The following is a 13,814-nucleotide window of genomic DNA, read 5'->3' as shown; positions in this document are numbered from 1 at the left end:
TAGTTGGTGCGCTCTTGCCACAGCTTTATATTTCTTCTAACAGTATGGATTCTCTATCAAGCAAACAATTCATTCCATGTTTCTTTGCCTGCAAGCTTATCAGCGGATAACTTGCTTGCCTTTTGGTATTTGAATAATGCCGCCTCGGTTTTCCCCCCGAATTTCCCGTCAAGGGGCCCGGGGTTAAATCCTTTCATATAGAGCGCTGCTTGCAGGATCCATGTGATATTGCAGCTAGCGCCTTTTTTTATTGTGATGATCGCATTCTTGGTTTTAGGTCCCCATTTTCCATCGACAACAAGCCTTTTATTGAATTGCTTATTCAGCTCCGTTTGTAAACCTTTTATAAGGGCCGATCGAGTTTTGGGACCATAAAACCCATCACCCTCAATAGCCGTTTTATATCGGCCATTTAACGTTATTTGGATCGAAATTATTTGACTATCTCCTTTGCTGGTCTTCGGCATTTCCGTTTTTTCTAATTTGTAGGTAAGGTGAGGTTTCTTTCCTGCTTGTAATTGTGTATAGGATAACCCGCCTGTCATCTCCAAGTGGGGATAATCCTTGAATGAACTCCAATCCCCTCCCCATTTAAACCCTAACTCCTTACCTATGGCAGCTACGCGCTGCCACTTTGCATTCACAGTCCATATCGCTCTCTTGCCATCATCACTCACAATGAAGAAATCAATAGCCAGTCCAAAATTATGATAAGATTGCCCTGGCTTAGCGTTCGTCACAATAGGTTTAGCTAGATTACTATAGTTTTTTCCATTATAGCTGTAAACTCGTCCTTGACCATAAAGCGCGGCTTGTTCTTCCAAAGAGCGATAACCTGCACTTATCTGTACAGTGATCCCTTCATTATAAGCACGTTCCACCATTTCCAATGCTGATGCCTTCACCACAGAATGCATCCCTTTGCCCATCTTTTTCACTGATCGGTCCAATAATGTCTGTAAAGCCACTTTCACTATAACCCCTCCTTTTTAAGTTTCCATCAGAGTTTATATAAGCCTTTTTAATGGAAAAGTAGCAGAGTTGGGAAATTTTGATTTTATCCTTTAGAGAATAGAAGTAATATGTTATTTAACAAAAGTTCCAGTTGATTTCAGAAATCCGCTCCCTTTCCGCCGACTGCCTGCCAAGCCTCCTCGACGCAAGCGTCTGTGGGGTCTCGGCTAGCCAGTTTTTCGGCAGGAGTGTCGCATATTTCTTCAATCCATTAAGGATTACAGTAAAAAAACAGGAAGGATAAGAAGTTTTCCTTTTAAAAACATGTTTGGGGGTGAGACCATTCTGAACTCCATTTTGTCGACAAAAGGGTATCTGGATTTTTTAAACAAAGTTGATTGGAACGGAAGGTACGAGACTCCTGCGGGAAAAGCGAGTCCAAGGGAGACCCCACAGGCGCAAGGAGCGCCGAGGAGGCTCCCGGACCGCCCGCGGAAAGCGAGTGCCTGGAGTGGAAATCAACGTTCATATTTTAACAACCATCAAAAAAACATTCAGTTGATTACAGATTTATTTTTGAATATATCATCTTTATCCAAGATTGATAACTGAGGTGAAAAGGCCTGTCGTTCCTTCATTATAGAAAGGGAATTTCCAAAAAAATTAGACTGCTTCCGTTCGCCCGTTTGCGAATGAAAGCAGTCTAAGAATGTATTATTTTATTATTCTCTTTATCTTACGCTCTAATTTCAATAGAGGGGCTTATTGTAAAGTCAGCCTCTGTTTTGCTTTTCACTTCATCAAGTGTTATATCATTTTGCAATTCAATCAATTCCATGCCAGCTTCTGTAAATTGAAAAACAGCCAGTTCGGTAATCAGGCAATGTACGACTTTTTCTCCCGTCAATGGCAATGTACAGTTCTTTTTCACTTTGGATTCCCCATGCTTGTTCACATGATCCATGATGACAACAATTCGTTTTGCGCCTTGGACGAGGTCCATTGCTCCTCCCATTCCTTTTACCATCTTCCCTGGAATCATCCAGTTTGCCAGGTCCCCATTTTCGGAAACTTCCATCCCGCCTAAAATGGCTAGATCGATGTGGCCGCCGCGAATCATCGCGAATGATTCAGCGCTATCAAAAAATGATGCCCCCGCTTTTGCCGTTACTGTTTCTTTTCCTGCATTGATCAAATCTGGATCGACTTCATCCTTTTGTGGATAAGGTCCGATTCCCAGTAAGCCGTTTTCCGATTGAAGCATGACATTAAAGTCATTCGGAATCATGTTGGCAATCAAGGTCGGCATTCCAATCCCTAAATTCACACACATACCATCTTGTATTTCTTTAACGGCCCGTTCTAAGATTAGTTGTCTTGTCATTCGAATACTCCCCCTTTTTATGCGTTAGCAGTTGTAAGTTTTTCAATTCGTTTTTCATAGTCATTTCCTACAAGCACTTTCTGTACATAAACCCCTGAAGTATGAATTTCATCTGGATCGAGCTCTCCTGTGCCCACAAGCTCCTCCACTTCGACAATCGTGACTTTCCCTGCGGTGGCAACGACAGGGTTAAAATTCCTTGCCGTTTTCCGATATACAAGATTACCGAAATGATCTGCTTTCCAGGCTTTTACAAAGGCAAAATCTCCGACTATTCCTTTTTCCATAATGTATGTGCGGCCATCAAACTCTTTATGTTCTTTACCTTTTGCGACTTCAGTCCCTACTCCTGTAGCTGTATAAAAGGCAGGAATTCCCGCTCCGCCCGCTCTCAAACGCTCGGCCAGCGTTCCTTGGGGAACTAGCTCGACCTCCAGCTCGCCGCTTAAAAATTGCTGTTCAAATAACTTATTTTCCCCTACATAAGAAGCGATCATTTTTTTGATTTGTTTATTTTCAAGCAATAGACCTAGACCCCAATCGTCGACTCCACAATTGTTGCTGACAATCGTCAAATCCTTTACACCTTTGTTACGCAAAGCAATGATTAGTTTTTCTGGAATTCCGCTTAATCCGAACCCGCCAACGATAATGGTTGCTCCATCCTCGATTTGTTGAATAGCGCTATCAAAAGATGTTAATAATTTACTCATTTTCCATCATCTCCATTCCTAATACTATTCTATTAAATAAACAGTGATGTTGCAAAAGCAATGATGAACACGGTCACTGTTTTCAAAACCGTAATCGCAAAGATATCCTTGTAAGATTGACGATGTGTCAGTCCAGTAATGGCAAGCAAGGTAATGACGGCACCATTATGCGGCAGCGTATCCATTCCGCCAGATGCCATGGATGCAATTCGATGAAGCATTTCCGGGGTGATTCCGACACTTTGGGCCACCTGCAAATAATGACTTCCCATTACTTCCAACGCAATCGAAAGTCCACCGGATGCAGATCCGGTAATCCCTGCCAGCACATTGACGGCAATAGCTTCGGATACGAGTGGATTGCCGCTTGCATTGAACACCCAGTTTTGAATGACCGAGAATCCAGGAAGCGTTTTCACCACATTCCCAAAACCAACTTCAGATGCAGTATTGAATATGGCAAGCAATGATCCCATTGCCGCAGCTGTTAATCCACTTGCCAATTTGACCTTGATACGTCCAACATTCAGAAGCATCGCTGCAATAATACCGATTGTCAATGCAACAATCAAAGACCAGGATGAAGTGACAGTGCTTACATCGGCAATGTTGAAAGTTTCCTTCAACATCGATGCATCATACCAGTGTTTAACAGAAATGGCACTCCGGCTGAAAGCAAAATTAAACGCTACGACAAGGATGAGCGGTACGATGGACAGCCAAAAGTTAGGCAGGTTTTGCTGTTCTGCACTTTCCGGTTCATTAATATGTCCTTCCCCGTATCCTTCACCATTTGCCACCGCTTGTTTACGACGACGCTCTAACCAGATCATCCCTCCAGTAAATACCATGATCGCGCCAATAATCCCCATTATTGGAGCTGCATAAGTATCTGTTCCGAAATAATTCGTTGGTATGATATTTTGAATTTGAGGTGTTCCAGGAAGGGCATCCATCGTATAAGTGAAAGCACCTAATGCTATCGTTCCCGGCAATAATCTTTTTGGAATGTCTGCTTCTTTAAATATTGCCGCTGCGAATGGATAAACGGCGAATGCCACTACAAACAATGAAACCCCGCCATAAGTCAGCGCCGAACACGCCAGCACTACAGCAAGAATAGCCTGCTTTGAGCCTAGTGATTTTACGATGTTCTTGGCAATGGATGCTGCTGCACCGCTCATTTCCATGACTTTTCCAAATACGGCCCCTAATAAAAATATCGGAAAAAACGCTTTTATATAGTTAGCCGCAAAAGTCATATATGTCTCTGTATAACTCGGCAGCAAATGTCCACCGGATAAAATGACCGCCAATAAAGTAACAATCGGCGCTATGATAATGACCGGATAGCCCCGGTAGGCTAAAAAGATTAAAAGTCCCAGCGCCACAACAATGGCTAAAATTTGAATCACCAACTCAATTCCCCCTTTTCTCCCCTTGCCCCAAAATTATTCGGAAGCCTTTAAGTAGAACTATTAATCTCCTAAATTCCATATTTTTAATTTTTCCGCTTTTACCATCCTAGCCTGCCTTCCCCAAGTCAGGCTGAATGATCTTGCTAAGTGTTTTCCAACTATTGAGAACGCTTTCAACATTCTGTTAATTTAAGAAATCCCTTTTCATTTTACGTGGAAACACAATATAAAATGACAGATTGGCCATTCACTAAAGTAATTATGCAATTATTGTGCCAACTTAAATACAATGGGAAATCTCATCTTTTAAAGCCTTTTCTAACATTTTATTTCCCTTTTAACAGCTAAAATCCCTTAAAACTGTCAAGGTTTCAGTACACACACGTATAAACTCCAAAAAAGTGTAAGCCTTTTCTTACAACATTTATATTTCCTCTTGTTTTATGTACGGATTTCCGAACACACTTCATTATTTGCTAGTGTGAAATATGCACAAATGCGTGTCTATCCTTATGAGGAAGTTAAAAATCATAAAAAAGTACCCTTTGGCTAAAGGGTACTTCAGTCTGTAGACATACTCAATGAAAATCGAGTTGGTCTACAGTTTTTTTACGGTTTGTACAATTTGATCGTTGATTTTCTCTCCAGGCACTCGCTTTCCGTTCCAATCTACTATTTTAAAAATTTAGAAAGTATCCTTCGCGCAAAAGGACACTTTCTACAGTCATAAACCATATTTATTCATTTTTTCATACAATGTTGTTCGACTCACTCCGAGTCTCTTTGCCGTTTCTGATTTATTACCAGAGGTCATTTCCAAGCATGAAACGATTGTTGCCCGTTCGGTTTCATCCATTACTTCAGCTAAAGTGCGGATCGAGACTGATTCTTTATGACCCGTTATTTCTTTAGGGAGGTGCTTGGAACGTATCATTTCCCCTTCTTCAACAATATTCATTGCGCGTTCAATGATATTCTCCAACTCACGAATATTACCCGGCCATTTATAAAGACGAAGCAGCCGTAATGCTTGATCACTCATCCCCATTACGTGTTTTTTCATGAGGTTCTGGTACTTTTCAACAAAATGATTTCCCAGCATTTCAATGTCCTCCGGTCGCTCCCTTAAGGAAGGAACCTGGATTTGCAAGACTTTCAACCGGTAATACATATCAAGGCGGAATTCCCCTTTCGAGACCATTTCCTCCAGATTACGGTTCGTTGCAGCGATTACCCGTACATCAATCGGAATACTTCCCGTAGACCCGACCCTCTCAATCTCTTTTTCTTGTAAAACACGGAGAAGCTTCACCTGCATATGCAGTGGCAGCTCACCGATTTCATCGAGAAAAATCGTTCCGCCTTCAGCCGCTTCAAACTTACCTGCTTTTCCGCCTTTTTTTGCACCAGTGAAAGAACCCTCATCATAACCAAAAAGCTCTGACTCCAGCAGCTCTGCCGGGATGGCGGCACAGTTCACTTTGACAAACACGCCCATGGCCCGTCTGCTATCATTATGAATGGAATGGGCAAACAGCTCCTTACCTGTTCCGCTTTCGCCCAAAATCAACACATTTGAGTCGCTTTTAGCCGCAATTTTGGCTTGACCTTTTACCTCCATGAAAGCAGGACTTCTTCCCATCAAATGATCAAACGTATATGAGGCCTTATTTCGCTCGCGAAAATCGCCTTTGTACTTTTTCAGCTCTACTTCAAGTGAATTTATCCGCTTGGAAAGAGCGGTAAATTGCCCGACATTCTTAAAAAGGATCTTTCCGACCGCTCCTATTAATTTATCTTGTTTCCGTATCGGGGAGCGGGTCGCAATTATATAATTATCTTTAATTTTTTGTAATTCAGCGACCTCTTGCTTGCCAGTTTTGGCTACCACATGCATACGGGTGTTTTCAATGACCTCCGTTACATGTTTCCCTATTGAGCTTTCCTGATCAACCCCAAGAAAATCCGCATAAGCGTGGCTCAGCATTTGGACATACCCTTCCGTATCGACCATCACCAAGCCGTCATAGGCAAATTCGATAATATCCTTAAACAGAAGTTCTTCATGATTATCGATATTAAGAAAATCACTTTTATTATTTGTAAACAATAGGAGATAAATCTGATACTCCTCATCACCCATTTGAATGATGGCTTTTCTGACAATCCCATTATTATCATTCAAACGGATTGGAGTATTTACAGCTGGTACAAGGTTTTTTTCTAAAATCAAATTTATGTGCATATCAAATTGATTCTCAGCAAAAGCCTCTGATAATACGCGATTGCAGAGGACGATTTCTTTTTCGTTTTTCATCACCAAAACACCAAAAGGCAATTCTTCCAATATCGCTTTCACTAAGTCCAATTGAATAGTTTTATTATCGCTGGCCATACCTATTCTCCTTAACCCGTCTGAAGTTTCCTCCATTATATCATAGGAAAATGAGGCCAAGACATTACCGTTCCACAATCAGCGCAGTTCCTTGTCCGCCACCGATACATAAGGTGGCAAGGCCCGTTTTTGCATCTCTAAGCTTCATTTCATACAATAAAGTCACTAAGATGCGGGCACCTGAAGCACCTACCGGATGACCCAGAGCAATCGCCCCGCCATTTACATTCACTTTCTCCGGCTTCAGATCAAGGTCCTTAAGCACGGCGAGTGACTGTGCCGCAAAGGCCTCATTCACTTCCATCAAATCAAGATCATCTATCGTCAATCCCGCTTTTGCCAAAGCTTTCCTTGTCGCAGGCACTGGACCGTATCCCATGATTTTCGGATCAAGCGCGGCGTTTGCATATGACTTAATTGTTGCTAATGCTTCCAATCCCAGCTCGTCTGCTTTTTCTCTAGACATCAGGACCAACATCGCACCTCCATCATTGATTCCGGATGCATTTCCGGCCGTAACCGTTCCATTTTCCTTAAAAGCAGGACGCAGCTTCGCTAGCTGGTCTATCGTCAGCCCATGACGCGGGTGTTCGTCTTGGTCCACCAAGATCGTTTTTCCTCTGCGTTTATATTCAACAGGTACGATTTCATCTGCAAATCGTCCTGCAAGCTGCGCCTTTTCAGCCTTTCTTTGGCTCTCTAAAGCAAATTCATCCTGCTTTTCACGGCTGATTTCCCACTGCTCGGCGATATTCTCCGCAGTCACGCCCATATGATATTGATTAAAAACATCCGTTAGGGCGTCATATGTCATTGAATCGACTGCTTCGGCATTACCCATTTTCTACCCAAAACGATAATTTGGAAGTAAATACGGAGCATTGCTCATGTTTTCAATACCCCCAGCAAGAATCACATCAGCATCACCAAGGGCAATGAATTGCGCCCCCATTATGACCGTACGGAGGCCAGATCCGCAAAGTTTATTAATCGCCATGGCCGGTGTTGTTTCCGGAATCCCTGCATGAATCGCAACCTGACGTGCCACATTTTGCCCTAATCCAGCAGATAGAATATTCCCAACCAATACCTCATCGATCAAATCAGCCGAAATATTTGCCCGCTTAATCGCTTCCTTTGCTGCCACAACTCCCAAGTCAACCGCTGAAACATTGGCAAGACTGCCTCCAAACGCACCAACTGGTGTTCTTGCTGCCCCTACAATAACTACTTCTCTCATAATACTTCCTCCTTCTCCATTTTTAATTTTCCCAGTTTAATAAAATTACGGTCCCGCTCATTGATTTTCTGAGAAACGGTAGATTCTTCATACGTAAAAATCCCTTCTCCCGACTTCGCCCCAAGCTTACCCTTAGCCACCAAATCACGAATCAAATCAGGGGCTTCCTTACTCTGATCCAATACCGGTGAAACATTATCGAAAACACGCTGCCATGTGTCCAGTCCGCCAAAATCAGCAATCTCGATCGGCCCAGTGAATGCCCATCGAAAACCTGGTCCAGCCGTTATCGCTGTATCGATATCCTCAGCATTGGCTACGCCCTCTTTTAATAGATAAAAGGCTTCCCGCATCAAGGCAGTCTGGAGACGATTGGCAATGAATCCTGCTATTTCTTTTTTCAAGAGAATCGGAGACTTGCCGATTTTACGCATCAAATCCATTGTTGTCTTCACGGTTTCCGGCTTTGTTTCGTCATGCTGAACAATTTCAACCAATGGAACCAAATGGCCAGGATTAAAGAAATGCGTGATGACCATTCGTTCCGCAAACGAGGCCTTCTCCATCAATTGAGAAATTGGAAAGGTCGACGTATTTGAAGCAACAATGGCATCCGGTTTGATTATTTCCTCCATTTGCTCATATAGATTCAACTTCAGCTCAATGACTTCTGGAATGGCCTCAATGATAAAATCAGCATCCCTTACTGCCCCTTCCAAATCTACGCTATATGTAATATGGGCTAAAGCGCCTTGCTTTTCCTCATCAGTCAAAACCCCTTCCTCAATGAGCAATGATAGATTCTCGGAAATTCGATTTTGGGCACGGTATAGCAACTCTTCCTTTATATCGTTAATGGTGACGAAATACCCGCTAACTGCAAAAGACTGAGCGATTCCACTTCCCATCACACCTGAACCGATAATGGCTATTTTTTTAATCATCCAGCTTCCCCTTTCCGTTTTAATTACCTTTATTTACTCACCTTTATATATGCAATATCTATGCCAATGATAAGGGGAAATAAAATTCTTTTGTTATCTTTAAAATCATGATAGACTCTTACTCATTAACCTAAATCATATTTTTAATAACCTTCCCTTTATATTTCCAATGGAGCTTACTCTATGAAATATTCCCTGTTTACGACATAAAATGACAGACCTGGACCATTACATTTTTTATTGGAGGAATGTAATATGGTTAAAGATAAAGTGGCGATCATTACCGGATCCGCTAGAGGAATCGGCTTTGAAATTGGAAAGATATTTGCTGAAAATGGCGCAAAGGTCGTTTTGTCCGACCTTGACCAAAACACAGTTGAAAAAGCTGCTTTAGACCTAAGGAACAAAGGCTTGGAAGTTATCGGCTTAAAAGCAGACGTAACAAGTGAAGAGGATATTATCCAACTAATCAAACAAGCTAAAGACAAATACGGACGAATAGATATTTTCATCAATAACGCCGGCCTTCAGCATGTTGCTCCAATCGAAGAGTTTCCAACTGAAAAATTCGAACTGATGATCAAAATCATGCTGACTGCCCCATTCATTTCAATTAAGAACGTTTTACCCATCATGAAGGAACAGGGCTTCGGCAGAATCATCAACATCTCTTCCATTAACGGTCTGATTGGATTTGCCAACAAAGCAGCGTACAATAGTGCCAAACATGGTGTAATCGGATTGACGAAAGTGGCCGCCTTGGAAAGCGCCTCTTTTGGCATAACCGTCAATGCCCTTTGCCCAGGATACGTTGACACACCTCTCGTCCGCGGTCAACTGGAGGATCTGGCGAAAACAAGACAAGTACCGCTAGAAAGCGTTTTGGAAGAGGTCATCTATCCACTTGTCCCGCAAAACCGCTTACTCGATGTAAGTGAAATTGCCGACTACGCCATTTTCCTTGCGAGCGACAAAGCACGGGGCATCACAGGTCAGGCAGTCGTGTTGGATGGCGGATATACAGCTCAATAAAGCGAAAATGCATCTGTAATAAACCCCGAATGAATGACACCAAAAAAGGTGCTCTTCATTCGGGGTTTTCTGTTTAATTGGAAAAATTTGGTGGTACAAAGAATTCACACATGTTACAGTAATATAGGGATACTTCCCATTTTACAAATATAAAAGGGGGCCTCGTCATGATTATTAAGTGGGTTAGACTGCGATAATTAAAAGCGCAGGCCAATCATCATGCTCCGGAAAGAATTTATTGATCTGCGCCATGGTAACGGCTATTAGATAATATTTAATACGGAGGTAAAAAACATGAATGAACAGATACTGAAAATAAATAAAGTGGATATATGTACAGAAAGTTTTGGAAACCCTAAGGACCCTGCTGTGCTTTTGATCATGGGAGCGATGTCTTCATTAGACTGGTGGGATGATGACTTCTGTCTCCGCCTCGCTGATTCGGGGAGGTTTGTCATTCGGTACGATCATCGGGATCTGGGACGATCGGTCAGTTATGAACCCGGTACCTCCAACTATACAATAACGGACATGGTTGACGATGCCGCGGGTGTCCTGGACGCTTATTCCATAGAACAGGCTTCAATCGTTGGAATGTCCCTAGGCGGTTTGATCGGCCAGATTCTTGCCTTGAGATATCCGGAACGCGTGACTACGCTTACGCTAATTGCATCTAGTGTGTTCGGGACCGTAATGGAAAAACTGCCTCCGATGGATCAAAGCATATTGGATCACCATGCGAAGAGTGCTTCCATGGATTGGTCAAATCGGGAGATGGTCATCGCTTTTCTTGCGGATGGATGGAAAACTTTAGCCGGCTCCAAACCTTTTGAGCAGGAAAGAATGTATAAACTGGCAAAAAGAGAGGCGGACCGCGCCAAACAGCTGCCGAGCAGATTTAATCATGCAATGCTGCAAGGCGGAGACGAATATTTCGATAGAATGGGTGAAATATCCGTACCTGTCCTCATCATTCATGGCACAGAAGATCCAGCCTTGCCATACGAGCACGGGCTTGCTCTTGCGAAAGCCATCCCTCATGCTGAATTAGTGACTCTTGATGGATCAGGGCATGAGATTCATAGTGAAGACTGGGATGAAATTATCGAATCAATTATAAAGCTTACTTCGTGATAGTAAAAAAATCAGCCATAAAAGAAGCCGACCAATAAAGGTCGGCTTTTTTATATACTATTAGCAGAAACCGCCATATCCTTGAACGGCGCCATGACCGCCACCGTAACCTCCATCACCACCGAAACAAGCCGCTCCAACAATGATTAAGAGTATAAACAAAACGACTATAAAAGCGAAACCGCCACCAAATCCACCAACATCGTTACCACAACCACAATTTGATTCATGACCACAATTTGACAATAGAAACAACTCCTTATTTGTTTTAGGAGGAAAAAATTAAATGGGTTAATTCAACATATGTTCTAATTAGGATAATGACACAAAAATCACCGGGAATTTTTTTACCTCCCTTAGATGACCCGAAATAAACAGTCGTATTTTTACTGTTTGGAGATTTCATGCAGCTTCGCCTGACACAGCGTCGAACTGCCGGACACCTTCTCCCTTATAATATGAAGACCCGTTAGTTCATCAAAGGTTTACTTAAATTCTAATCCCCACTAACTTTCGGCTTATTGTACAATGAAGTTAAAAAGGTCCGAGGTATTTATGATAAAAGGAAATTCTTATATTCTTGTTTTCTCCGTGCTTGTTCTGTTGACAATAGTAATTGTTTCAACTACACCAATGATAATTAAAATTTTACTAGCTTTTATAACGATTGCATTTTTATTTCCTGTGATTAGAAAAACTCTGTTTAAAGACAAATTCAGAAAAATTAAAGTGGCATTCTACTCATCATTGACCTTTACAATCGGATTATTTCTAGTCTCGATCTTTGAAGAACCATCCTTTAATTTAGATGGAGATTTCTTCCCGATTATTGTTATTGTGCTTTTTTATAGTTTGATTGGAAATTTCTTTTATGGCTTACCAGTATCACTAATTGCTGAATTTATCTCAATGAAGTTTTTCAATATTCGTTTCTGGTTATCTGGATTAATACATATCGGTTTTGGATTCGCTACATACTTTATTGACCCAGGAGGTTTCTTTATCTCTGGGGTTATTTGCTCCATAATCTTTTTTGCACTAGATGAAATCACTAAAGTATATTCATCTAACCAGCGCTGTTAGTTTCATTAGAACAAACTCGATAATTATTGATTTTGCCAACAGTGTTTTTGAGGTTTTATAAGATTGAAATGTAGGGCACTCGCTTTGCGCAGGCGGTTCGCCCTCGGCGCTCTTTGTGCCTGCGGGGTCTCCCTTGGCTACGCTTTTCCCGCAGGAGTCTCGAACACCTGCTCCAATCAACTTTGTTTAAAACTTTAGATAGAACCCCATTAGTCTTCAAGAACTTCAACAATACTCTTTTATCAGAGTGATTTTAAAAAAAGTAATAATTTTACACTTTTACACTGGAACACTTGTTCTATTTATGTTATTCTTATAAAAACAAATAAAAAAATCAAATCGCAGCCAAACGATTTGATCCGTAATTATAAATAAAGGTCGGTTGTATCCGCGGGCCTAACACGGTTGTACCGCTGAGCCGAGCCATTTGCTAACGTTCAGGGTGCCGATGATAAAGACAGCTCCGAATTTCAGCTAAAGCACCCGTTAGTTCTATAACTACTTTCTTATTACCAGTAGTGTTTTCTCATGTAGTTCAATGTCACAGATGTCATAATTATTAAGTGTGATAGTTTGGTCAAATTCAACATTTCTTTCCTCTAATTCATCCCCAACCCAGCACGTATAAAATTGACAATGGTCTCCTTCATCAAGATGATTGTCCAAAAGTTCACATAATGCCTTGAAATTTTGTTGCCCTTCTTTATGGCTTTTTGGATATTCACTTTTGTAGTAATCATTAAACCATATACCTACAAATTCATTCGTATAAACTTCATAAACATACTCATGCTAGCTTGAAAAGTGTTTCCTCACGTTTTCCCTGTCTTGAGCTTCAGAAAAGTTGGTACCAATCAAAATTTCATCAGAACAATCATCATCACTAAAAGGCAAAATAAAATCACAGCCAAGATAATTTACTATACTCATTCACTTTTTTCCCTTTTTCAGTACTTTATTTTTATTTTACCAGCTTTCTTTTTGAACTGACCTGCTACTATTGAACCTAGTGCATATTCTCGGCAATCTTTTTCAGTGCCTTTGCACGAGAAACGATAAAGGCTCTCATATATTTCTCCAAAAACAACTTATCAGCTAAAACTCCAATTGGACCGAACGGTGACTTATATTGAAATTTATCTATCATTATAGTCCCGCCCTGTTCTTCTATAAACTGATGTGTGTGTACGAAGGAATGGAAGGCTCCCTTCACCATAATATCTACAAACTTATTTGGTTTTTCCATGAATGTCACTTGGGCTTTCAGCCTTTGTTTAATACCAAAGTGAATGGCTTCCCAAGTCACTGTATCTCCCTCCTCTAATAGCCCTTCTGTCACACCATCAACAGCAACCTCCTTTGTTTTCGCTGTCGTTTCGGTATGGATATCCACGCTCCTCTTAATGTCAAAACATAATTCAACTGGTGCTTTAATAAATTGTTGATACTCAATAACAGGCATTTTACAATCTCCTTATGTAAGCACTTTATAACCATCATTATAACTCGTGATAGCA

10 protein-coding genes and 2 pseudogenes are annotated in these 13,814 nt (G+C 41.4%); 3 read left to right on the top strand and 9 right to left on the bottom strand.

Annotated elements, in window-relative coordinates:
* Window positions 1-56: 56 nt before the first annotated feature.
* The 7 genes and pseudogenes from J7E52_RS08725 to J7E52_RS08695 all read right to left on the bottom strand — a co-directional run bounded on the left by J7E52_RS08725 (window position 57) and on the right by J7E52_RS08695 (window position 9,048).
* Window positions 57-974 (bottom strand): peptidoglycan-binding protein, encoded by a 918-nt coding sequence (locus J7E52_RS08725; RefSeq protein ID WP_214745017.1) that lies wholly within the window; start codon window positions 972-974, stop codon window positions 57-59.
* Window positions 975-1,690: 716 nt separating this feature from the next.
* Window positions 1,691-2,338, bottom strand: a complete 648-nt coding sequence (locus J7E52_RS08720) for a 3-oxoacid CoA-transferase subunit B (protein ID WP_214745015.1) — start codon at window positions 2,336-2,338, stop codon at window positions 1,691-1,693.
* 17 nt (window positions 2,339-2,355) lie between these two features.
* Entirely contained in the window at window positions 2,356-3,051 is a 696-nt protein-coding gene (locus J7E52_RS08715) for a CoA transferase subunit A (RefSeq protein WP_214745013.1), read from the bottom strand.
* A 32-nt stretch (window positions 3,052-3,083) separates the two neighbouring features.
* Window positions 3,084-4,469, bottom strand: a complete 1,386-nt coding sequence (locus J7E52_RS08710) for a GntP family permease (protein WP_214745011.1) — start codon at window positions 4,467-4,469, stop codon at window positions 3,084-3,086.
* A 724-nt stretch (window positions 4,470-5,193) separates the two neighbouring features.
* On the bottom strand, window positions 5,194-6,864 hold the full coding sequence (locus J7E52_RS08705) for a sigma-54 interaction domain-containing protein (RefSeq protein ID WP_286197583.1): 1,671 nt from the start codon (window positions 6,862-6,864) through the stop codon (window positions 5,194-5,196).
* A gap of 64 nt (window positions 6,865-6,928) precedes the next feature.
* Window positions 6,929-8,104: pseudogene (locus J7E52_RS08700) on the bottom strand (acetyl-CoA C-acetyltransferase).
* Window positions 8,101-9,048, bottom strand: coding sequence for a 3-hydroxyacyl-CoA dehydrogenase family protein (locus J7E52_RS08695; RefSeq protein ID WP_214745009.1), 948 nt, complete (start codon window positions 9,046-9,048; stop codon window positions 8,101-8,103). The pseudogene J7E52_RS08700 and the gene J7E52_RS08695 overlap by 4 nt, the downstream one beginning before the upstream one ends.
* 255 nt (window positions 9,049-9,303) lie before the next feature.
* Between J7E52_RS08695 and J7E52_RS08690 the strand changes: the two genes are divergently transcribed.
* A complete protein-coding gene (locus J7E52_RS08690; RefSeq protein WP_061464627.1) occupies window positions 9,304-10,080 on the top strand; it encodes a 3-hydroxybutyrate dehydrogenase in 777 nt (258 codons plus the stop codon).
* 294 nt (window positions 10,081-10,374) lie between these two features.
* On the top strand, window positions 10,375-11,214 hold the full coding sequence (mleCBF, locus tag J7E52_RS08685; RefSeq protein WP_214745007.1) for a CBF family alpha/beta fold macrolide esterase: 840 nt from the start codon (window positions 10,375-10,377) through the stop codon (window positions 11,212-11,214).
* Window positions 11,215-11,337: 123 nt separating this feature from the next.
* Here mleCBF and J7E52_RS27385 read toward each other — a convergent pair.
* Window positions 11,338-11,460 (bottom strand): annotated as a pseudogene (locus tag J7E52_RS27385) (YjcZ family sporulation protein); the annotation flags it as partial.
* A gap of 309 nt (window positions 11,461-11,769) precedes the next feature.
* Here J7E52_RS27385 and J7E52_RS08675 point away from each other — a divergent pair.
* Window positions 11,770-12,297, top strand: coding sequence for a hypothetical protein (locus J7E52_RS08675; RefSeq protein ID WP_214745003.1), 528 nt, complete (start codon window positions 11,770-11,772; stop codon window positions 12,295-12,297).
* Window positions 12,298-13,303: 1,006 nt separating this feature from the next.
* On the opposite strand, the gene J7E52_RS08670 is transcribed toward J7E52_RS08675, so the two are convergent.
* Window positions 13,304-13,759: an SRPBCC family protein gene (locus tag J7E52_RS08670; RefSeq protein ID WP_214745001.1), complete on the bottom strand. Its 456-nt coding sequence runs from the start codon at window positions 13,757-13,759 to the stop codon at window positions 13,304-13,306.
* Window positions 13,760-13,814: the final 55 nt, after the last annotated feature.

The sequence above is a fragment of the Bacillus sp. ISL-34 genome (assembly GCF_018613325.1).
Taxonomy (GTDB): domain Bacteria; phylum Bacillota; class Bacilli; order Bacillales; family DSM-1321; genus Peribacillus.
The sequence above is the reverse complement of the archived record's forward strand: the minus strand, read 5'-3'. Positions and strand labels throughout refer to the sequence as shown.